General features: G+C 55.4%; 18 protein-coding genes. 15 read left to right on the top strand and 3 right to left on the bottom strand.

Features of this window, described 5'->3' with window-relative positions; all coding sequences use genetic code 11:
* Positions 1–77: 77 nt before the first annotated feature.
* Together SH421x_RS17410 and SH421x_RS17405 are read right to left on the bottom strand one after the other, a co-directional pair.
* Entirely contained in the window at positions 78–1163 is a 1086-nt protein-coding gene (locus tag SH421x_RS17410; RefSeq protein WP_488850860.1) for a 3-deoxy-7-phosphoheptulonate synthase, read from the bottom strand.
* Between the two features lie 172 nt (positions 1164–1335).
* Positions 1336–1788 (bottom strand): hypothetical protein, encoded by a 453-nt coding sequence (locus SH421x_RS17405; protein WP_488850858.1) that lies wholly within the window; start codon positions 1786–1788, stop codon positions 1336–1338.
* A gap of 27 nt (positions 1789–1815) precedes the next feature.
* Here SH421x_RS17405 and SH421x_RS17400 point away from each other — a divergent pair, with 27 nt between their 5' ends.
* From SH421x_RS17400 to SH421x_RS17335, 14 genes are all read left to right on the top strand, one after another.
* A complete protein-coding gene (locus SH421x_RS17400) occupies positions 1816–3174 on the top strand; it encodes an ATP-binding protein (protein WP_488850857.1) in 1359 nt (452 codons plus the stop codon).
* Between the two features lie 88 nt (positions 3175–3262).
* On the top strand, positions 3263–3796 hold the full coding sequence (locus tag SH421x_RS17395; RefSeq protein WP_488850855.1) for a response regulator transcription factor: 534 nt from the start codon (positions 3263–3265) through the stop codon (positions 3794–3796).
* A 262-nt stretch (positions 3797–4058) separates the two neighbouring features.
* Positions 4059–4760 carry a cytochrome c3 family protein gene (locus SH421x_RS17390; RefSeq protein ID WP_488850854.1) on the top strand — a complete coding sequence of 234 codons (702 nt, stop codon included), beginning with the start codon at positions 4059–4061 and terminating at the stop codon, positions 4758–4760.
* Entirely contained in the window at positions 4757–7882 is a 3126-nt protein-coding gene (locus SH421x_RS17385; protein WP_488850853.1) for a TAT-variant-translocated molybdopterin oxidoreductase, read from the top strand. The genes SH421x_RS17390 and SH421x_RS17385 overlap by 4 nt, the downstream gene beginning before the upstream one ends.
* An 83-nt stretch (positions 7883–7965) precedes the next feature.
* Positions 7966–9378: an NrfD/PsrC family molybdoenzyme membrane anchor subunit gene (nrfD, locus tag SH421x_RS17380; protein ID WP_488850851.1), complete on the top strand. Its 1413-nt coding sequence runs from the start codon at positions 7966–7968 to the stop codon at positions 9376–9378.
* Positions 9371–10816: a quinol:electron acceptor oxidoreductase subunit ActD gene (locus SH421x_RS17375; RefSeq protein WP_488850849.1), complete on the top strand. Its 1446-nt coding sequence runs from the start codon at positions 9371–9373 to the stop codon at positions 10814–10816. Before nrfD ends, SH421x_RS17375 begins: the two co-directional genes overlap by 8 nt.
* Before the next feature lie 2 nt (positions 10817–10818).
* Positions 10819–12051, top strand: a complete 1233-nt coding sequence (locus SH421x_RS17370) for a quinol:cytochrome C oxidoreductase (protein WP_488850848.1) — start codon at positions 10819–10821, stop codon at positions 12049–12051.
* Between the two features lie 12 nt (positions 12052–12063).
* Positions 12064–12432: a hypothetical protein gene (locus SH421x_RS17365; protein WP_488850846.1), complete on the top strand. Its 369-nt coding sequence runs from the start codon at positions 12064–12066 to the stop codon at positions 12430–12432.
* 5 nt (positions 12433–12437) lie between these two features.
* Positions 12438–13328, top strand: coding sequence for an SCO family protein (locus SH421x_RS17360; protein ID WP_488850844.1), 891 nt, complete (start codon positions 12438–12440; stop codon positions 13326–13328).
* A 30-nt stretch (positions 13329–13358) separates the two neighbouring features.
* Positions 13359–14339: a cytochrome c oxidase subunit II gene (coxB, locus tag SH421x_RS17355; RefSeq protein ID WP_488850842.1), complete on the top strand. Its 981-nt coding sequence runs from the start codon at positions 13359–13361 to the stop codon at positions 14337–14339.
* A gap of 12 nt (positions 14340–14351) precedes the next feature.
* Positions 14352–16052 carry a cytochrome c oxidase subunit I gene (locus tag SH421x_RS17350; RefSeq protein ID WP_488850841.1) on the top strand — a complete coding sequence of 567 codons (1701 nt, stop codon included), beginning with the start codon at positions 14352–14354 and terminating at the stop codon, positions 16050–16052.
* A 14-nt stretch (positions 16053–16066) separates the two neighbouring features.
* On the top strand, positions 16067–16960 hold the full coding sequence (locus SH421x_RS17345; protein WP_488850839.1) for a cytochrome c oxidase subunit 3 family protein: 894 nt from the start codon (positions 16067–16069) through the stop codon (positions 16958–16960).
* 16 nt (positions 16961–16976) lie between these two features.
* On the top strand, positions 16977–17345 hold the full coding sequence (locus SH421x_RS17340) for a cytochrome C oxidase subunit IV family protein (RefSeq protein ID WP_488850837.1): 369 nt from the start codon (positions 16977–16979) through the stop codon (positions 17343–17345).
* A gap of 142 nt (positions 17346–17487) precedes the next feature.
* Positions 17488–18078, top strand: a complete 591-nt coding sequence (locus SH421x_RS17335) for a cytochrome c oxidase subunit 3 (protein ID WP_488850835.1) — start codon at positions 17488–17490, stop codon at positions 18076–18078.
* Positions 18079–18094: 16 nt separating this feature from the next.
* Here the strand turns inward: SH421x_RS17335 and SH421x_RS17330 are convergent, their stop codons facing one another.
* Positions 18095–19981, bottom strand: a complete 1887-nt coding sequence (locus SH421x_RS17330; protein WP_488850834.1) for an ATP-binding cassette domain-containing protein — start codon at positions 19979–19981, stop codon at positions 18095–18097.
* Positions 19982–20101: 120 nt separating this feature from the next.
* Between SH421x_RS17330 and SH421x_RS17325 the strand changes: the two genes are divergently transcribed.
* Entirely contained in the window at positions 20102–21466 is a 1365-nt protein-coding gene (locus tag SH421x_RS17325) for a sulfatase family protein (protein WP_488850832.1), read from the top strand.
* The last annotated feature ends 61 nt before the right edge of the window (positions 21467–21527 follow it).

The raw sequence follows: 21527 nt of genomic DNA, 5'->3' as shown, positions 1-21527 counted from the left end.
GCATCGCCAAGCGGATTCCCTCGCTGGCGCTGCGGGCTAGTGTTTAGGTGGTTTGAAGTAGAAAGGTATTTGGTTGGCTAGGTGGTGCTCGCAGCGGCTTGCGATAGTTGGGCGTGGGCTTCACGCAGCAGTTCGACTGTTTCGTCCCAGCCGATGCAGGCGTCGGTAATCGAAACGCCGTAGGTGAGCGCCGAGGGCTCGGAGCCTAGTTTTTGGTTGCCGGGGCTGATGTTGCTTTCGAGCATCATGCCGATGATCGCGCGATTGCCTTCGATCCGCTGCGATAGAACATCGCGCCAGACGTTCTTTTGCTGGGTGTGATCTTTGTTCGAGTTGGCGTGACTGCAATCGACCAGCAGATTGGAATGCAGATTCGATTTTTCTAGCTGGGCGATCGCGTCCTTAATATCTTCGCGCGAGTAGTTAGGGCCTGAGCGGCCGCCGCGGAGAATCAGGTGACCCCAGGGATTGCCGTTGGAGTGGACGACGCAGGTGGCGCCTTCGGCGTCGATCCCCAAAAAGCTGTGGGGGCTGCCGGCCGAGGTCATCGCGTCGAGCGCGATTTGCAGCGAACCGTCGGTCCCGTTCTTGTAGCCCACCGGCATGGATAGGCCGCTCGCCATTTGGCGATGGGTGGGGGATTCGGTGGTGCGGGCTCCGATCGAGGCCAGCGAGATCAGATCAGCAATGTATTGCGGCGAGATCGGCTCGAGCGCTTCGGTCGCGGCCGGTAGACCGAGTTCGGCGATGTCGACCAGCAGTTGCCGGCCAATGCGAAAACCGGCGCCGATGTCGAAGGTGTCGTTGAGGTGAGGATCGTTGATTAGACCCTTCCAGCCGACGGTGGTGCGAGGTTTCTCGAAATAGACCCGCATGACAACAAACAGACGATCGCTGACTTCGTCGGCCAGTTTCTTTAAACGGCGCGCGTAGTCGAGCGCCATCGCCGGATCATGGATCGAGCAGGGACCGACCACCGCCAACATGCGATCATCTTCGCCAGAAAGGATGCGCTTGATATGCTCGCGCGATTCAAAGACGAAATCTTGCATCTCTTCGGCGACGGCGATGTCTTGCTTGATTTCGCGGGGCGAAACCAGCTTTTCAAGGCTGCGGACGTTGACGTTGTCGGTCTGGTGCATGGCAAGTGGGCTGTTTTTCACGGCGAGATCGGTTCGTCACGAGAGAAATCAAAGTGGCGCGGAAATCAAAGTTGCAAGTAGCTTATTTTCGCACGGATCGTGCTAAACCTCTAGGCCCGGCGGCCGTTATCAGCCCAAAAATAGGGGCAAACGACCATCTTGGGAGTGGGGGGCGGCGAGGATTAGTGGGGTTCTAGGGATCTTGTTCGCCTGAAATGGTGAAATCCCGTGTCGCGCGATAGCCGCTGACGCGTCGCGCCGCGATACTGACTTCGTTGATTTCAGCATTGGCCGGATCAAACGGTAGCCCGCTGCGACGCAAAAACGCGGTGACCGGCAGCGAAAGTTCCTTCCCCTGGGGGAGGGCTTGTTTGTAGTAGTGGTAGAAAACGCCGTTTAAAGTCACACTCAGATTGGACCAGTCGCTGTCATCGCGGTTGATGACGACGATCTGAGGAGGATTGACGTCGCGGACAATTTGGATGCCGACCGCCAGGGGTGCGCTCGAAGTTGCCGGCAACGTCACGTATAACAGGCCGACAATCAGCAGCGGCATCGCCGCCAAAATCGCGAGCGTTATCAACAGGCCGCGGCGGCTGAGGCGGGGAAGGTCTGGTCTAGAATCTGCGACTTCGTCTTGGGTCATTTGTTTACTTTTCTCGATAGTCGGCGTATGTCACCGCTTATTGCTCCCCCGCTTACCTCTGCTGCTGCCGGCGATCGGATGTCGATCAATGCGGCGTGGCTTATCAAGTTGCGGTGGGTCGCTGTGTTCGGGCAGTTGATCACCATTGTGGTGGTCGGAGCGTTGCTGCACATTTCGATTCGCTGGGGCGTCTTGTTCGCCGCGGTCGCGGTGACCGCAGGTAGCAATATATTGCTGACGTTGTTTTATCGCCGGTTGCGGAGCGCCTTGGATAGCGGCCGCCGGTGGGAAAAAGTGTTATTGGGGGTCATGCTGCTTGATTTGTTCTCGTTGACCGCATTGCTGTATTTTACCGGCGGCATGACCAATCCGTTTTGCATTTTCTATATGGTCAATCTTACGCTGGCGGCGATCGTTCTCCCAGGTCGCAGCGTCTGGGGGTTGGCGGCGTTTACCGCGGTTTCGATGGCTTTTTTGTTTTATGACCATGTCAACGTCTCGATTTTGACGCAGCCAGAGCGGTTGAAAACGCTGCGGACGCTGGATTCGATCCCGATGGGGCAAACCGGCATGTATGTCGCGTTTGTGACCTGTATTTTTGTGATTGTCTACTTTACGACGCGCCTGACCGACGAAGTCCGTCGCCGCGACGCAGAGCTGCGGCGGGCCGAAATGCAGCGTGCCCGCAGCGAGAAACTAGAGGCTTTGGGGACTTTGGCCGCTGGGGCTGCGCATGAACTTTCGACCCCTTTGGCGACGATCGCCGTGGTGGCGAAAGAAGTGCAGCGAGAATTGGCCGGCATGGCGGTTTCGGATGATTTGAAGGCCGATATGGCGCTAATCCGGACCGAACTAGATCGCTGCCGCCACATTTTGGATCAAATGTCGGCCGATGCTGGTCAGGCGACCGGCGAGCAGTTAATTGAGTGCACTGCGATGCAATTGGCCGAAGAAATCCGCAGTTTGTTAGAGGCGCGGTTGGTCGACCGACTGCGGATTTCTGACCGTTCAGATAACGCAATCGTGCGAGTGCCGCAACATTTGTTGGCGCAATCGCTGCGGGGGCTGATTAAAAATGCCTTTGATGCGTCGCCGCAGGGGAGTGAGGTGGTTGTATTGCTAGAGCGGACCCCCCAGCACCTGGTGATGACGATTCAGGACGTGGGGCCGGGGATGTCGCCAGAGGTTTTGGCGCGGATTGGGGAGCCCTTTTTTACGACCAAAGATCCAGGCTCTGGAACGGGGCTGGGGATTTTTTTGGCGAAAAATGTGATTGAGCGCATCGACGGGACGCTGCAGATCGAATCGAGCTCGAACCAGGGGACGGTGGTCGTAGTTCACCTGATCCGCAAACGTGAGCCGTGGGAAGCGGCGGCTGGCAAATAGGAGCGGTGAATTGTCTGGGGGTCGAATGGCCAAGTCATGGTGATCCCCTTATATTGCTGACTGCTTTCACCATCGCAGCAGGACGACCATGACTCGACCCACGCTATTGCTCGTCGATGATGACGATACGTTGCGCAATCGACTGACACGCGCGTTTTCGGCTCGTGGCTATGACGTTTATGCGGCGGCCAACTACGAAGAAGCGATCAGTCAGGCGGCGGAGGCGAAGCCTGAGCGTGCTGTGCTAGATCTGAAAATGCCGGGTCGCTCGGGGTTGGACCTGCTGCGCGATCTTCGAGAGGTTTCGCCCACCACCAAGGCGGTGCTGCTGACCGGCTACGGAAGTATTTCGAATGCGGTGGAAGCGATTCGGCTTGGTGCGGTGAATTATGTGACAAAGCCGGCGGACGCCGATGAAATTTTGGCCGCCTTTGAAGAGAAGGCTGCCGAAGACCCGGCTACCACAGGAATTGATTATCATCCACAATCGTTAGCCGAAGCCGAATGGGAGCATATCCATCGGGTGCTGGACGATTGCGGCGGCAATCTCTCGGAGGCAGCTCGCCTGTTGGGGATTCCGCGGCGAACCTTGCAGCGAAAATTGAAAAAATTAGCGCCCTGAGTTTGGGCAAATGGGATAGGGCTGGAAAGCTCCCCCCAGAGTAGTGCGACTCTTTGACGCGTCGCAGAAAGTTGTGTGGTTTCGGTAACATCAAATCTTTAAACGGGGTCATTCGGCCGCCGAAGAGCGGGGTCAGAGGGTGTTTTGCGGCTTTTTATAAGCCGATATTCATTTTAGGACTTGGCGCTAGATAGTCTCGCCGGTGAGACTTTCGATTGTCGTGCTCAATAAAGACCAGCCGTCCCTAGGACGAATTGCAGTCATGGACCGCTTCCTATTTCCACGTTGGGTAAACCGTTTTGTGCCGCTTGCTGGCGCCGGTTTTGTTGCGTTCGCTGTGTATAGCGGCGTAGTCTTCGTCTTTGCGACGGCCCCTGAAACGATCAACGTCGGGCACGCCCCGATTCAGCCGGTTCCGTTCAGTCATCGGCTGCACGCCGGTCGATTGAAGATGGATTGCCGCTATTGCCATAATACGGTGGATAAAGCGGCTCAGGCTGCTGTGCCGCCGACGGCGACTTGCGGCAATTGTCATAGCCCGGCCGGTGCGGATGGAACTTCTAAGTACGCCGCGCTGTTTGTGAAAAGCCCTCAGCTAGAGCCGGTGCACGAAAGCTTGGCGACCGGCGAATCGGTCGATTGGCAGCGCGTGCATGACCTGCCCGACTTTGTCTACTTCGATCACAGTGCACACGTGACACGCGGCGTTTCGTGCGTTAGTTGTCACGGTCGGGTCGACACGATGGACGTGGTCACCCAGGTCAAGCCGCTCACGATGGCCTTTTGTCTTGATTGCCATCGCAGCCCCGATGCACACATCCGTCCGCTGGACGAAGTGACGAACCTAGCGTGGCAAGCGCCTGGTTCGGAAAAGGACCCTCACGCCGCGGCGCTGTTAGGCGCTGAGGTCCGCAAAGAAAACGGTATCAATCCTTCCACGAACTGTTCGACGTGTCATCGATGAAGTCCGACTCGCAAAAAAACTATTGGCGCAGCCTCGACGAGCTCGAAAATACGCCCGAGTTCGAGCAGTTCCTGCACCGTGAATTTCCGGTGGCCGCCTCGGAGTTTCCCGAAGGGGTCTCACGGCGTCGCTGGATGCAGCTGATGGGGGCATCCCTATCGCTGGGCGTTGGCGCCACGGGGTGTGATGTGCCGACCGCGCTGCGGTTGCCGGAAGAGACGATCGCCCCTTTTGCGGTTCGTCCCGAGCATCGTATTCCCGGCAAGACCGAGCGTTTCGCCAGCACGCTGGAGATCGCCGGTTCGGTTCGCCCGGTGGTTGTAACCAGCTACGACGGTCGTCCCATCAAAGTGGACGGCAATGCTGAGCACCCAGAAGGCTACGGTTCGGATCAATATATCCAAGGGTGCGTCCTGGAAGTCTATGATCCCGATCGTTTGCGTGGTCTGACCGAAATCAACGGCAGCGAGAAGTTCGATCGTTCGTGGGACGAATTCGAAATCTCGTGGAAGCAGACCGCCGAAGAGCTAGGCGCCGGCGGCAAGCTGGCATTGCTGACTCAGGCGTCGGCCTCGCCCAGTTATCATGACTCGCTGAGCAAACTGCGGGAACGATTTCCGCAAGCGAAGCTCTATCAGTATGACTCGATCACTCGCAGCAACGAAGCGGCAGGTATTCAAGCGGCGTTTGGTCAGGCTGTCACCCCCAAATATTTTCTCGAAAAAGCGGATGTAATCGTCGTTATCGACGAAGACTTCTTCGGCATGCATCCCTCGGGGCAACGCAACTCGCGAGAGTTTGCCGCCCGTCGGGCGCCGGAAGAAGGCGAGATGAATCGCTTGTACGTGATCGAGAGTCAGTTTACGACGGCCGGCTTGGCGGCCGATCATCGCGTGGCGGTTCCGGCTTCGCGAATCGCCAGCTTTGTGGCGGATCTTTCTGCTCGCATGGCAGGAGGCGAAGTTGCTGAACCTGCCGAAGACGCCGAGCGACAAGAGAAGTTTATTATCGCGCTGGTCGACGACCTGAAGAAGCATCAGGGCAAAGCGGTTATCGCGGTCGGCCCGCGTCAGTCGGCCGAAGTTCATGCCGCCGTCTGGAAGCTGAATCAACAGATTGGCGCGATTGGCGCCACGGTAGAGCTGATCGACGCCGCGTTGCCGACCTCTGGCAATGTTGGAACGCTGGAAGAATTAACCACGCAGCTGAACGGCGGATCGATCGACACGATCATCGTCATGAGCGGCAATCCGGCTTATGATGCTCCGGCGAACATCGCTTTTACAGAAGCTTTTAAGAAAGCCAAACGGCGGCTCTTTTTTGGCTACTACAACAACGAAACATCTATCGATGCGACTTGGGTGTTGCCTGAGGCGCACGGGCTCGAATCGTGGGGCGATTATGTCGCCGTCGATGGCAGCTACTGCTTGGCGCAACCGCTGATCGAAACGATCTTCAACAAAGGCCGCTCGAAGAGCGAGTTTGTCGCGTTGTTGGCTGGCTCGGAAGAGCGAGACGGGCGAACCATTGTTCGCCGTGTCGCCAAAGATCGAGTCGGTTATGCGACCGAATCGGTTTGGAAGAAGATGGTGCACGACGGTTTTGCGGACGGTGTCGCCGGCCAGGCTCAAAGCGTGCAATTGGCCGACAATATCGCCGAACTGTCGGCTGACAAGGATGCGTGGAAGCAGCGTCCTGCCAAAGACGAAGTCGAGCTGGTCTTTACGCCGGGAACATCGACATACGATGGCCGCTTCGCCAACAATGGTTGGTTGCAAGAACTGCCTGACACGTTGACCAAGTTGACTTGGGACAACGCGTTGTTGGTCAATCCGACAACGGCCGAGCTGCTGGGTCTGAACCAGGGAATCTTGGCGACGATCACCGCCGGCGGCGCGTCGATCGACGCGCCGGTCTACCTGATGCCGGGCTTGGCGCTGGGGACGATCTCGTTGGCGCTGGGTTACGGCCGCACAAACGCTGGCAAAGTTGGCGGTGAGGTTGCGGTCGGCATTGATCCGGTGGGGGTGGATGCAGGCAAACTGCGACGCTCCGATGCGATGAGCGTGGTGAGCGGCGTGCAAGTGAAGTCGACCGGCAGAAAATATTTGCTGGCGACCACGCAAGACCATCATGCGATCGACAAAATCGGGCTGAAAGAAATCGCTCGCCGCATTCCAACGCTGGTTCGCGAAGGGACCCTTGAAGAGTTCAAGCATCATCCTGATTTTGCTCGCCATGTGGTCCATCATCCGCCGCTGGAGTCGCTGTGGACCGAAGTGTCGTACGAAGGGCACGCTTGGGGGATGTCGATCGACTTGACGAAGTGTCTTGGCTGTAACGCATGCGTCGTCGCGTGCCAGGCCGAGAACAATGTCCCGATCGTCGGTAAAGATCAAGTCTCGCGGGGACGTGAGATGCATTGGTTGCGGATCGATCGCTACTTTGCGGGTGATCCTGAAGATCCGGTCGCTGTGACGCAGCCGGTGACCTGTCACCACTGCGAGAATGCCCCGTGCGAACAGGTTTGTCCGGTCGCCGCCACGTTGCATAGCGACGAAGGCTTGAACGATATGGTTTACAATCGCTGTATTGGTACGCGATATTGCGGCAACAACTGTCCTTACAAAGTGCGTCGGTTCAACTTCTTGGATTACCGCGCCAGCGACTATCGCTTTGAAAAAGAGAATCGCCAACTGGCGGAACTGGTCTTCAATCCAGAAGTCACCGTTCGTAATCGCGGCGTGATGGAAAAGTGCACCTACTGCGTGCAGCGAATCCAGAACACCAAGATCGACGCTCGCCGCGATCGCCGCGCGATCGGCTCGAACGAAATCAAAGTGGCTTGCCAAGAGGCTTGTTCGACCGGCGCCATTCAATTTGGCGACTTGAACAATCCAGAAAACAACGCCGCCAAAAATCATGCGAATCCGCGTGCCTATGCGATGCTCGCTGAGTTGAACATCAAGCCGCGCACCAAGTATCTGGCTCGAATCCGCAATCCTCATCCCTGGTTAGCCGATCCCTTTGTGGAGCTTGAGCATATCCCAGGTCATGAAGGAGAGTTGGAGCCGACCAGCACCAGCGCACACTCGCATGACCACGATCATGACCACGACTAAAAGCTGCCGCTGCGACGGAAACCAAAGCCGCCCAATAGCTAAACCTTTCCCTAGCTAAAACCCTGTAGTCCACGCGAAGAAACATGGCCACAGTAGACGAAGTCGCCGACATTACGCTGGAAACCCCAGGCAAGCGTGCACCGCTTGTGACGGGCGGACTCTCTTTCGGTTCCATTACCGAAATTGTCGCCGGCGTACCGGAGCAAGAGAAACCGCCGCTCGCTTGGTATATCGGATTTACCGTTTCCGTAGCGGCGATGGGAATGCTGTTTGCGCTGATCGGCTATCTTTTGCTCACAGGCGTCGGCGTCTGGGGTAACAATGTGCCGGTCTATTGGGGTTGGCCGATCGTCAACTTTGTGTTTTGGGTCGGTATTGGTCACGCCGGAACGTTGATTTCGGCCATTCTCTGCATCTTCCGCCAAAACTGGCGAACCAGCATCAATCGCTTCGCCGAAGCGATGACGATCTTCGCCGTGGTCTGTGCCGGTATTTTCCCTGGCGTTCACATTGGTCGCGTGTGGGTCTTTTATTGGCTCTTTCCGTACCCAAGCTTGTATCTCAACATGTGGCCGAACTTCCGCAGCCCGCTGCTGTGGGACGTGTTCGCCGTGTCAACCTATGCAACAGTGTCGATCTTGTTTTGGTACATGGGGATGATCCCCGACTTAGCGACATTACGAGATCGGACGAAATCACGCATCCATCAGATTGGTTACAGCATTGCGGCGCTGGGTTGGACCGGTTCGGCTCGGCAATGGTCACGCTACGAGAAGGCTTATATCTTGCTGGCCGCTTTGGCCGCTCCGCTGGTGCTTTCGGTGCATACGATCGTTAGTTTCGACTTTGCTGTTTCGCAATTGCCGGGTTGGCATACCACGATCTTCCCGCCGTACTTCGTCGCTGGCGCCGTGTTCAGTGGTTTCGCGATGGTGATTACATTGATGGTGCCGGCTCGCGAGTGGTTTGGTCTGAAGGATTTGGTCACCACGCGGCACTTAGAGAACATCTGTAAGATCTTGCTGGTCACCGGCTCGATGGTGGGCTACGCCTATGCGATGGAATTTTTCATGGCTTGGTATAGCGGCGTGCCGAATGAACAGTTCACGTTCCTCAACCGTGCGTTTGGTCCCTACTATTGGGCCTATTGGACGATGGTGTCGTGCAACGTGATCGTGCCGCAGATCTTCTGGTTTAAGAAGTGTCGCACAACGCCGTGGATCATGTTTGTCGCTAGTATTTTTGTGAATATCGGCATGTGGTTCGAGCGTTTTGTGATTACGGTCACGTCTCTGTCTCGCGACTTCTTGCCGTCAAGCTGGGGTTACTTCAGTCCGACTTGGGTCGACATTGGCATGCTTGTCGGCAGTTTCGGTTTGTTCTTCACGCTGTTCCTGTTGTTCCTTCGATTTTTGCCGATGGTCGCAATGGCCGAAGTCAAAAGCGTCATGCCGCACGGCGAACACGATCCCATAGCTCAGGCCGATCATGTCTAAGAACAAAGACAAAAACCATCCTCAAACGCCTGGCCTGTTGGTCGAGTTTGACGACACGGACGTATTGCTCCAAGCCTGCGAAGCGGTTCGCGACGCGGGGCTGACCAAGACCGATGCGCACGTGCCGTTTCCGGTGCACGGAATCGACGAAGCGCTCGGCATCCCCAAAACGATCCTGCCGTGGATTGTGTTGACGATGGGGATCATCGGCGGTTGCACCGGTTTGGGAATGCAATACTACATGAACGCGACCGTGCAACCCGGCGCGCTCTTCTCGGGCTATCCTTATCTGATTTCAGGTAAGCCGACCTTCAGCTTGCCGGCGAACATACCGGTTACGTTTGAGCTCACCATTTTGTTAGCGGCGTTTGGTGCGTTCTTTGGCATGCTGATCCTGAATCAGTTGCCGACGTTCTCGAATCCGCTGTTTCGGCATCGCAATTTTGCTCGCGCCACCAATGATCGCTTCTTCTTAGCGATCGATGGGTCGGATCCGAAATTCAAATTGAACAAGCATCGTGAGATGCTCGAAAAATTCTCGCCGCTGGCGATCGATGAGATCGAACCCGATCCATCGAGCAACCAGATCCCGACGATTTTCAAATACGTCGCAATCGTGGGACTATCGGCGCTGACGATTCCGCCTGCGATGATTTGGAACGCGCGCAACACGACCTCGCCTTATCCCCGCATCCATCCAATCCAAGACATGGACGATCAGTGGAAGGGTAAGACGCAAACTACTTCGCCGGTCTTCGCCGATAATCGCGTCATGCGACCACGCGTGCCGGGCTCGGTCGCTCGCGGAGAATGGCAACCGCTCGATTATCTGACCGGGATTATCCCGTCCGAGGAGGAAACTTCCGAGGTCGCGCTGTTTCAGGATGCAGAAGCCGAAACTCCGGCTGCTGACCCGATGCCGGCGGAAGATAAACCAGCGGATGAAAAACCGGCAGGCGAAGAGCCAGCAGCCGAGCAACCTGCGGGCGCTCAGCCAGGCGACCCGGTCGCTGCCGATCCTGCGGCCGAAGAGAAACCGCCTGAGCCTGATTGGGTGACGATTTTTCCTGAATCGCTCGAGATCAACTCGCAGTTGATGGAGCGCGGACAGCAGCGGTTTAATATCTATTGCTCGGTTTGTCACGGCATGGCGGGTGACGGCAACGGGTTGGTTTCGATCCGTGCGTTTGAGATGGAGGAGCCGACTTGGGTGCAACCGACCAATCTGCATGATCCCAATGTCACCCAGCAGCCGGTTGGACGGATTTTTAACACGATTACTCACGGCATTCGTAAGATGTCGGGTTACGGCGCTCAAATCGATACGGAAGATCGCTGGGCGATCGTGCTCTACCTGAAAGCGCTGCAAAAGTCACGTGACGGGTCGATTCAGGATGTGCCGCAAATTCAAGCTGACGCGTTGAAGGGTCAAAACTAGCCATGGGCCACGATCACCACGAAATCACGATTTCCAACGACGAGTCGATCCGTCTGGGCGGTATTCGCTCGATCATGATGGTCGGCGGCTACGGCGTCGGCTTGGCGGCGATGGTCGTCGCGTTGATCATGGGCATGATGGCCCAAGATCAACTACGTCACTTCTTTTTCGCGTATCTGACCAACTATTTGTTCTTTTTGAGCATCTCGCTGGGTGCGTTGGGCTTTATTGCGCTGCAGCATCTGACACGCGCCGGCTGGAGCGCCTCGGTTCGTCGGATCACTGAAGTGATCGCGATGACGCTGGCTCCGATGGCGCTGTTGTTTCTGCCGATCTTGTTTTCGGTCTTAGCAGGCAGCCATGTGCTGTTTGAATGGAACGACGCCGAACTGATGGCGCACGATCACTTGCTGGCCGGCAAGCAGCCTTATTTGAATCCAACCTTCTTCACGATTCGCGCAGTTCTCTATTTTGTGGTCTGGATCGCTGCGGCTTGGTTCTTCTTCTCGAAGTCGACGGCTCAGGATGAATCGGGAGACCCGCAATTAACGCTACGGATGGAAAATAAAAGTCCCTTGGTCATTATGGGATTCGCTTTAACGGTGACTTTCGCTTCCTTTGACTGGGCGATGTCGCTGGATCCGAAGTGGTTCAGCACGATGTTTGGCGTTTATTTCTTCGCCGGAGCCATGGTATCCTTCTTTTCGTTCACCTTGATCTGCTGTGCGGTCCTGCAATCGTGGGGCAAGCTGAAAGACGTGATTACGGTAGAGCGCTACCATGACCTCTCGAAATTCATTTTCGGGTTCGTTTTGTTCTGGGGATACATCGCTTTTAGCCAGTACTTGTTGTATTGGTACGGCAATATTCCGGAAGAGACGATTTGGTACTTGGTGCGACAAAATGCCGCATGGCGTCCCGTATCGCTACTGTTACTATTTGGGCAGTTCATCATCCCGTTCTTCGGAACCATGTCTCGCACCGTTCGTCGTAACAAGCCGATCATGGTGGGCTGGGCCGTGTTTCTGTTGGTGATGCACTGGGTCGATATTTATTGGCTTGTCATGCCGCAGTATTCACCAGATAAACTTCCTCTGGGAGTGATGGAAATTGCCTGCCTCCTTGGTTTGGGCGGCTTTTTTATCGGGAACCTGGCTTGGATCGCCGCTGAACGTCCGTTGTTGGCATTCCGCGATCCGCGACTACATGAATCGCTCGCCTTGAAAAACATGTAAAAGGTAGGAACGATGTCCGAAATTGCTGCACATGAAACCCAGCACGAGTCACCCGCTGCCCACGCAGGGCACGGCGCCGGTTTACCGGCCCAGGCTGACGACTTGAATACGCCGGTGATCGCCGTGGTAGGCTTTGTCAGCGCGATCTTGACCTTTGCGATTGTGATGGGGCTGCAGGCTACTTTTCATCAGTACGCCAACGAGCTGCATATCGAGAAGGTTGTGAACGTGAAATCCGATCAAGCGGCGACCATTATCAGTACGCAAAAAGCGACACTCAATGATTACGGCTGGGTCGACAAAGCTGCCGGCAAGGTTCGCCTGCCGATTGATCGCGCCATGCAACTGGTCGTCAACGAATACTCGACAAAATCGAAATAGGTCCGATGTCCACGATCGTGAAGTTCGCAAACGCCGCACTCTTGCTGATCGCCCTGGCGGCGACCACGCAACCGTTGTGCGCTGAAGTTCCGGGCGAAGACCCGAAAGAACTTCGCGAACTGAACGTCACTGAACATTCCAACGAACAGCTTCCGTTGGATCTGATCTTTCATGATGATCATGGCAAATCGGTTCGTTTGGGGGATTACTTCCAGGGGAATGTGCCGGTCATTTTGTCGATGAACTATTCCAATTGCCCGATGTTGTGTCAGGTGCAGTTGAACGGTTTGGTCACCGGTTTAGACCGCGTGCTGTGGACCGCCGGCAAAGAGTACCAAGTCATTTCGGTCAGCATTGATCCGACCGAAACGGCGGAGAAAGCGCAGAAGACCAAACAAAAGTATCTTGATCTTTACGGTCGTCCTGAGAGCGCCGATGGCTGGCACTTTTTGACCGGAGACAAAGCAAGCATTCAAAAGTTGGCCGACGCCGTGGGCTTTCCCTTTCGGTATCTGCCGGAACGTGATGAATATGCTCATCCTGCTCTGATGACGCTTTGCACCCCCGACGGCAGAATCTCACGTTACCTATATGGCGTAGAATTTCCGCCGCAAACGTTGCGGCTTTCGCTGGTGGAAGCGAGCGAAGGCAAAATCGGCACAACCACCGATCGATTTCTGTTATTCTGCTTTCATTATGATCCCAGCACAGGCGCCTATGGCCCGGTGGCGATGAATATCATGAAAATCAGCGGGCTCACGATGCTGGCTGCATTACTGATGTATCTCGTTCCGTATTGGCTTGCTTCGAAGTGGCTTCGCCGGCGACGGCAAGCAGCAGACGCACACAAGGCGAATCGGCCTGTCGAAGAGAACTTCTCTGTCACCACGCGCTAAAGCACAATGAATTTGCTCAGCAATTTACTCATGTTGGCGGAAGCCGACGGTAGTCTGTTTTTCGGGCCGCCGAACTCGACGTTCGCGCCGATGGTCGACAACCTGTTCGACTTGATCTATTGGGTCTCGGCGTTCTTCTTCGTCCTGATCGTTGGGGTGATGGTCTACTTCGTGTTGAAGTACCGCCGTCGCCCGGGACATAGTCCGCAGCCTTCGCCATCGCACAACAATGTGCTGGAAATCAGCTGGTCGGTTTTGCCTTCGTTCCTGTTGGTCTTGTTCTTTGTGTTGGGGTTCACCAACTATATGAACATGCGGACGCCGCCGGATGACGCCTACGAAATCCACGTGCAGGCAAGGAAATGGTCTTGGACGTTTGTTTATCCGAACGGCGCCGAATCCGATAATCTTCACCTCCCCGTGGGACGTCCGGTTCGTTTTATTTTGGAGTCGGAAGATGTGCTACACAACATGTTTGTGCCGGCGTTCCGCACCAAGATGGATTGCGTTCCGGGACGCTATAACGACATCTGGGTTGAAGCGGTTCATACCACTGGTTCTGGCATCAACCCAGAAGACCACAAGCCGCACGATCTGTTCTGCGCTGAGTACTGCGGCCGCGATCACTCCAACATGCATCGCCTTGTGTATGTGTATGAGACCGGCGATTTTAACGTTTGGTTAGAGAAAGCCGCCAACTTGTACGAAGGCCGCACCATGGCCGAAGTGGGCGAACTGCTCTACACACGCAAAGGTTGCATCAGTTGCCATTCGATCGATGGAAGCAAGAAGGCGGGGCCGACGTTCCTCGCCAGCTTCGGAGTCGAGCATAAGTTTGCTGACGGCAGTCAAGCTGTCATGGACGAGAACTATATTCGCGAATCGATTCGCGACCCGCGCGCCAAAGTTGTCGCTGGATACGATCCGGTCATGCCGGTCTTCCCCAGTTCGCGTCTAAGCGACAAAGACATTACGGCTATCGCTGAATACATTAAGAGCCTGAAGAAGTAACGAGAAATTCCCATGAGCGTTGGATCGACGCCAGACCGTTTTCAAGCCTCCAATTTGGATGGCCCCCAGAATCTGGAAGATAATTACCTCACCGCATCCAGCGGGATCGGGTCGTGGTTGTTCACGCTCGATCACAAGCGGATCGGGGTGATGTACCTGGTCGGCATTCTGGTATCGTTTTTTGTGGGTGGGATTTTTGCACTCATCCTACGATCCGAATTGATCACCGGTAAACAGCTCTTCCTGACGGAAGATCAATACAACCAGATGTTCACCCTGCATGGGGCGATCATGACGTTTTTGTTCGTCATCCCCAGCATCCCGGCTGCGCTTGGTAACTTTGTGCTGCCTGTCATGCTGGGAGCCAAGGATGTCGCATTCCCGCGAATGAACCTGGGGAGTTTCTATCTGTGGGTTGTCGGCGCGATCTTCTTTCTCTGTGCGATGATCTTCGGGGGGCTCGACACCGGCTGGACGTTCTATACGCCGTATAGCGTGACAACCAACACGCAGGTTGTGTTAGCGTTGATCGGCGTCTTTGTGCTAGGTTTTAGTTCAATTTTCACCGGGCTCAACTTTGTGGTGACCATCAATACGATGCGTCCGCACGGGATGACTTGGTTTAAGATGCCGCTCTTCCTGTGGTCGATTTATGCGACGGCGATCATTCAGTTGTTGGCGACGCCGGTTCTCGGTATTACCGGCTTGCTGCTAATCGCCGAGCGAATGTTGCACATCGGGATTTTTGATCCTGAGATGGGGGGCGATCCCGTCCTGTTCCAGCACTTTTTCTGGTTCTATTCGCACCCTGCCGTGTACATCATGATTTTGCCGGGGATGGGGATCATCAGCGAACTGATCGCGGTCTTTAGCCGCAAGCATATTTTCGGTTACCGCTTTATCGCCTATAGCTCGATCGCGATCGCATTGTTAGGGTTCCTGGTTTGGGGACACCACATGTTTGTCAGTGGGCAATCGCAATTGACGGCGGTGGTATTTAGCGGGCTCACCTTCAGCGTCTCGATTCCGTCGGCGATCAAAGTGTTTAATTGGCTCGCGACGATGTACAAAGGCTCGATCAGCTTGGCGACGCCGATGTGCTACGCGTTGTCGTTTATCTTTTTGTTTACGATCGGTGGTTTGACGGGCTTATTTCTCGGCGCCTTGGCGACCGACATTCAATTGCACGACACCTACTTTGTGGTCGCCCACTTTCACTATGTGATGATGGGGGGAACGCTGGTCGCGTTTGTCGGCGGGTTGTATTACTGGTGGCCCAAGATGTTTGGCGTCATGTATAACGAGAACGCGGGTCGATTGTTCTGCTTGATTGTCTTTTTGGGCTTCAACCTGACGTTCTTCCCGCAGTTCATCATGGGCGCCCGCGGCATGCCGCGTCGCTATGCACGCTACGTCGATGAATTCACGATTTATCACCAGTTGTCCACCGCTGGTGCGTTTTTGCTGGGGATTGGTATGGTTGGCGCGATCGGCGTGCTGCTGTATTCGCTGTACCGCGGCAAGAAGGCTCCGGCGAATCCGTGGGGCGCCAACACGCTTGAATGGGCGTGCAGCTCGCCGCCGCCGTTGGCGAATTTTGACATCACGCCGTCGGTCGACGATCCCTACGATTTCAGTAATTTGCGGTACGATGAGCGGGAGGGCGGTTATGTCACCGTGCCCGGACCAGCAAAGAAGACGTCTAGCCACTGATGGAAACAAGTACGATGACGGTCGCTGAGTCGACGCACGAACACGACGCACATGGTCACTTCAGCCCTGAGGCGCATGTCGCCCACCACTTCGAATCGCCGCAACAGCAATTCGATGCGGGGAAGTTGGGGATCTGGATGTTCCTGGTAACAGAACTCCTGTTCTTCAGCGGGATGTTTTGCGCCTATGCAATTTTCCGTTCGTTGCATCCTGAAATATTTATTGACGCCGCCAAAGAGCTGAATGCGATGCTCGGCGCGCTCAATACGGTTGTGTTGATCGTCAGCAGCTTGACGATGGCCTGGGCGGTCCGCGCCGCACAACTTAGCCAGAAAAAGTTATTGATCGTGTTGCTGTGGCTGACGTTCGCTTTGGCGGCCGTCTTCCTCGGCGTGAAATCGGTGGAGTACACCACCAAGTTTCAGCACGGGCTTTTCCCTGGCATTTACAACCACTTCGCCCAAGAGCAGAACCCGGCGGTCGCCGACAAGTATGTGTCGAAAGCGATGCAGTACAAGTCGAGCGAAGCGAAGCCAGATGCTACTGCCGCCCCCGACCACGCGGCCGAAACGACCGCTTCTGGTGAAGCGGCGCACGGCGCAGAGCATGCTTCCTCTGCTGGGGAACATGATGAGCACGCACACGCGGAAGCAGGCGATCATGGACATGGCGGCGCTCAAGGAGTCCGTAATATCCATATCTTTTTCGGCATCTATTACATGATGACCGGGATTCACGCGATTCATATCATTGGCGGCATGGGAGCGATCGGCTGGTTGATCTACCGCGCCAATCGGGGCGAATTCAGCAGCCAGTATTTTGGTCCGGTTGACTATGTCGGCCTGTACTGGCACTTGGTCGACTTGATCTGGATTTTTCTCTTTCCCTTGCTTTACCTGATCCACTAAACGGAAGATCGACGCGATGAGCGATCACGCACAACATAACGACGATTCGCACGAGCATGGCCTAGCGCACGTGATGTCGCTGACTACCTTGTTCAGCACGTTCACGGCTTTGATCCTGCTGACCGTGCTGACGGTGACGGTGTATGAAGTCGACTTTGGGTCGATTGACATTTGGGTCGCCATGGGGATCGCCACGGTCAAAGCGACCTTGGTCTTGGTTTACTTCATGCATTTGCGCTATGAGAAACCGTTTATCACGCTCTCGTTCATCTTCTCGATGGCGTTTGTCGCACTGTTCATCATTGTGACGCTGAAAGACGCCGTCGAGTACGAACCGCAAGTCGAGTTGCTGCACAACGTTCAGATGGAAGTAGCGGCCGAGTAACCGTAGCATCGGCTCAAGAGCACAATGCTTGTTCACTCGTTGTCTGCTGCGACTCGGTTTTCACGCGTGATGCTCTGACGGTGATCCCGCAGAGACTAACGCCCATCGAACGGTTTTGATTGTCCGTTCACTGAGTCAACCTATGATCAAGGATTCCCTCTCGGTACTTCCTATGCGCCGCGAGATGCACCAAGCACGACTTGGATTTTTCCTGTTCATTCTGACTCTCTCCGTCTTTTTTGCGGCCAGTTTGGTCGCTTATCTGATCATTCGATATACCAGCTCGGTCGATCGAACGGTCTCTTACGGCGGAGTTCCTAACAGTTTGTGGATCAGCACCCTGTTTATGCTGGGGGTGGGCTACTCGCTGCATCGCGCAGTGCAGGCCGTCCGATTTGAAAAGCAAGTTCTGTTTCGCCGCTGGCTGTATAGCGCAGGCGGGATGGCGCTGGTGTTCCTCATCTTTCAGGCGATAGGGCTGAATCGCCTTTTGGCCGAGCACTATGCCAGCGGCCCGGATGTCAAGCTGTATGGCCTGATGTTCGCGCTGGTGTTTGTGCACGCATTGCACGTCATCGGCGGACTGGTGACGTTAGCCGTGGTCACCAACCGTGCTCGGCACGACCGATACGATCACGAGAGCTACGTCACCGTCTCGATCTGCTCTGACTATTGGCATTTTCTCGACGTGGTCTGGGTGGTGATGCTGATTGCGTTCGCACTGACCAGCTAATGCTCCCCTGATTTCCTCAGACCGACTCTAGATCTTCCCAACGCTCCATCGCGGCCAGCATTTCTTCGCCGATTGCGTCTAGGCGGTTGGTGATTTTTTTGATTTCTTTGGCCGGTTTTTGGTAGAAATTTGGCTCGGCCATTTGCGCTTGCAGTTTGGCCTGTTCCGCTTCGAGCGCTTCGATCTTGGCCGGCAGCGACTTCAGCTCTTGCTGCTCCTTGTTGGTTAGCTTGCGATCGCGAACAGGCTCGCTTTTTTTGGAGTCTTTCCCCGAGAGTTTCTCCAGGGCTTTGGCTTCGTCCGCTTGGCGTTTCCGCTGGTCGAGCCAATCGTCGTAGCCGCCGGCGTATTGTTTGACGAAGCCATCTCCTTCAAACGCGATCGTTGACGTCACAACATTGTTGAGAAAGCTCCGATCATGGCTGACCACGATCAGCGTGCCGGCATAATTGACCACGAGATCTTCCAGCAGGTCGAGCGTATCGGCGTCGAGATCATTGGTCGGTTCGTCGAGGATCAGCAGGTTTGACGGTTTGGCGAACAACCGAGCCAACAACAGCCGATTTCGTTCTCCGCCTGAGAGATTTTTGATCGGGCGATTGGACTGCTCCGGCGTGAACAAAAATTCTTGCAGATAGCCGATCACGTGCCGGGATCGCCCGTTGATGTTCACAAATTCGTTCTCTTCGCCGATGTTCTGACGCAACGTTTGATCTTCGTTCAGCGCGGCGTGCAACTGGTCAAAGTAGGCGATCTCCACTTTGCTGCCGACGGTGACTTCGCCGGCGGTCGGCTTCAATTCGCCTAGCAAAATGCGGAGCAACGTCGTCTTGCCGACGCCGTTGGGGCCGAGCACGCCGATCTTGTCTCCCCGCATAATGGTGGTCGAGAAGTCTTTGCAGATGACAAAATCGCCAAAGGATTGACTGATGTTCTCGGCTCGGATGACGACCTGGCCCGAACGCTCGGCTTGTTGCACGTCAAATTTAACCGTGCCAATCCGAGTGCGCCGACTTTGATACTCTTCGCGCATCTTCTTGAGCGCTCGTACGCGACCTTCGTTGCGTGTACGGCGAGCTTTGATCCCTTGGCGGACCCAAACTTCTTCTTGCGCCAAACGTTTATCAAACAGCGCGTTTTGCTTTTCTTCGGCTTCGAGGGCCGCTTCTTTGCGGAGGACATATTCGTCAAATCCGCAGCTCCAACTGGTTAGCTTGCCGCGATCGATATCGACCACGCGAGTCGCCAATTTCTGGGCGAACATCCGATCGTGAGTCACAAAGACGATGGTGCCGTCGAAGGAAAGCAAGAACTCTTCCAGCCACAGGATTGACTCGATGTCGAGATGGTTCGTCGGTTCGTCCAGCAGCAGCACATGCGGTTTGCTGGCCAAAGCCTGGGCGAACAAGGCGCGACGTTTTTTACCGACCGATAGCTCGGCAAAGTTGGCGTCCCCATCCAGCTTGGTGGCTGAGATCGCTTGCTCCACCCATTGGTGCTGATTCCAGCCATCTTCCATGTCCAGCTTGTGCTGCACCTGATCCAGCCGGTTGATCACTTCGTCGGTCGCTTCAACCGCAATCTGGTGGGTTAGATGATGATACTCGGCCAGCGTTTCGCCCATTTCGCCCAAACCAGCGGCGACCAGGTCAAACACCGATTGATCCTCGCCGGCCGTCGCGGTTTGCGACAACGTCGCCACGCGGATATCGGGGCCGACGACCACATCGCCCGAGTCAGTCGGTTGCTCGCCGGCCAGCATGCGCAGCAGGGTCGATTTTCCGGTGCCGTTTCGACCAACCAGACAGATTCTCTCGCCAGGCTCAATTTGCAAACTGGCCTGATTTAATAGAGGCGCCGAATGGAAGGTGATGGAAACGTCGCGAACAGAAATTAACGCCATTGCGGTCCTTCGAAATCATCAAAAACAGGCCAATTTGATCGAGCGCGTCGAAGCTGGCTAGAATAGAGCCTTCGCCCGCCTAAACCTAACATCCTGCCATTTTCCGCAACAGGACGTCTTATGCTCCGGATTTTGCTCCCTGTCATCGCGGCAGTTAGCCTTTCGTGCGCGATGCTGTCTGCCGCTGAGCGGCCCAATTTCCTTATTATTATCGGAGACGACGTTGGGTGGAATGACGTAGGCCCATACGGACATCCTCATGTCCAAACACCAAATCTTGATCGGATGGCCGCGGCGGGGATCCGCTTTGACGCTGCATTTTTGACCTGTAGCTCTTGTAGCCCCAGTCGCTGCAGTATTGTGACGGGAAGATATCCCCACAGCACCGGAGCGGCCGAACTTCACCAGCCGCTGCCGGCCGATCAGATTGTCTTTGCCGGTCTCTTAAAAGAGGCCGGCTATTACACCGGAGCGGCGGGAAAATGGCATCTCGGCAAGCCGGCGGAAAAGAATTTTGATCGAATCATGGGGGGACACCCCAGTGGCTGCGAGAACTGGTTGACGATGTTGCGAGATCGCCCGCGTGATCAACCTTTTTTTATGTGGTTCGCTTCGTTAGACGCGCATCGCCCTTACACGTCCAACACTATTGAGCAGCCGCATCAGCGCGATGAGATCGTCGTTCCCCCCTTTTTGCCCGACGAACCGCCGGTCCGCGACGATCTGGCGATGTATTACGACGAAATTGCTCGGCTGGATCAGTATGTTGGCAAAGTAATGGCCGAACTCACCCAGCAGGGAATTGCTGACAATACGCTGGTCTTGTTCATGTCAGACAACGGCCGCCCTTTTCCGCGCAGCAAAACGACTGTCTATGACAGCGGCGTGAAGACGCCGTTTATTGTGCAGTGGCCGGCCAAAGTAAAGCCGGGACAAACGACTGACAGTCTGGTCAGCTCGGTTGATATTGCGCCGACGATTTTGGAGCTGGCTGGACTTCCCAGATCGCCTAGCTTCCAGGGGCGATCCTTCGTATCGATTCTGACAGACCCGCAGGCTCAAACGCGTGACTATGTTGTCTCTGAGCATAACTGGCACGACTACCAAGCATTCGAGCGCAGCGTTCGCTCGCACGATTATCTGTACATCTATAACGCACTTCCCAAGTTAAGCGGATCGCCCCCGGCCGACGCAGTGCGCAGTCCGACGTTTGAGACGATGCTAAAACTGGAAGCAGCCAAAAAACTGTCTGATCAACAGCGTGGCCCGCTGATAACTCCGCGTCCTCAGGAAGAGCTGTACGATGTACGCAGCGACCCATTTCAGTTGAAGAATCTAGCTGCCGATCCGCAGTACGCCAAAAAGCTGGAAACGATGCGCGGCGAGTACAAAGCTTGGGCTCAGCGGACCGAAGATGACGTGCCGCAGCAGTTCACCCCGGATAAGTTTGATCGTACAACAGGGAAACCGCTAAATAAGAAGTGAGTGAAACGACGATTTTCCCCATCTTAGGGCGACAGAGCAACTGAGAATCCGCAAGGAAGCA

The organism is Blastopirellula sp. SH421 (genome assembly GCF_057808535.1).
This window is presented reverse-complemented; position numbering and strand designations above follow the sequence as displayed.

Coding starts and splice junctions, on each gene's coding strand:
- SH421x_RS17345 (WP_488850839.1), top strand. CDS start 16,067: ATGACGGTCGCTGAGTCGACGCACGAACACGACGCACATGGTCACTTC.
- SH421x_RS17360 (WP_488850844.1), top strand. CDS start 12,438: ATGTCCACGATCGTGAAGTTCGCAAACGCCGCACTCTTGCTGATCGCC.
- SH421x_RS17385 (WP_488850853.1), top strand. CDS start 4,757: ATGAAGTCCGACTCGCAAAAAAACTATTGGCGCAGCCTCGACGAGCTC.
- SH421x_RS17365 (WP_488850846.1), top strand. CDS start 12,064: ATGTCCGAAATTGCTGCACATGAAACCCAGCACGAGTCACCCGCTGCC.
- SH421x_RS17375 (WP_488850849.1), top strand. CDS start 9,371: ATGTCTAAGAACAAAGACAAAAACCATCCTCAAACGCCTGGCCTGTTG.
- SH421x_RS17390 (WP_488850854.1), top strand. CDS start 4,059: ATGGACCGCTTCCTATTTCCACGTTGGGTAAACCGTTTTGTGCCGCTT.
- SH421x_RS17400 (WP_488850857.1), top strand. CDS start 1,816: ATGTCACCGCTTATTGCTCCCCCGCTTACCTCTGCTGCTGCCGGCGAT.
- SH421x_RS17370 (WP_488850848.1), top strand. CDS start 10,819: ATGGGCCACGATCACCACGAAATCACGATTTCCAACGACGAGTCGATC.
- SH421x_RS17395 (WP_488850855.1), top strand. CDS start 3,263: ATGACTCGACCCACGCTATTGCTCGTCGATGATGACGATACGTTGCGC.
- SH421x_RS17340 (WP_488850837.1), top strand. CDS start 16,977: ATGAGCGATCACGCACAACATAACGACGATTCGCACGAGCATGGCCTA.
- SH421x_RS17335 (WP_488850835.1), top strand. CDS start 17,488: ATGATCAAGGATTCCCTCTCGGTACTTCCTATGCGCCGCGAGATGCAC.
- SH421x_RS17325 (WP_488850832.1), top strand. CDS start 20,102: ATGCTCCGGATTTTGCTCCCTGTCATCGCGGCAGTTAGCCTTTCGTGC.
- SH421x_RS17330 (WP_488850834.1), bottom strand. CDS start 19,981: ATGGCGTTAATTTCTGTTCGCGACGTTTCCATCACCTTCCATTCGGCG.
- nrfD (WP_488850851.1), top strand. CDS start 7,966: ATGGCCACAGTAGACGAAGTCGCCGACATTACGCTGGAAACCCCAGGC.
- SH421x_RS17405 (WP_488850858.1), bottom strand. CDS start 1,788: ATGACCCAAGACGAAGTCGCAGATTCTAGACCAGACCTTCCCCGCCTC.
- SH421x_RS17350 (WP_488850841.1), top strand. CDS start 14,352: ATGAGCGTTGGATCGACGCCAGACCGTTTTCAAGCCTCCAATTTGGAT.
- coxB (WP_488850842.1), top strand. CDS start 13,359: ATGTTGGCGGAAGCCGACGGTAGTCTGTTTTTCGGGCCGCCGAACTCG.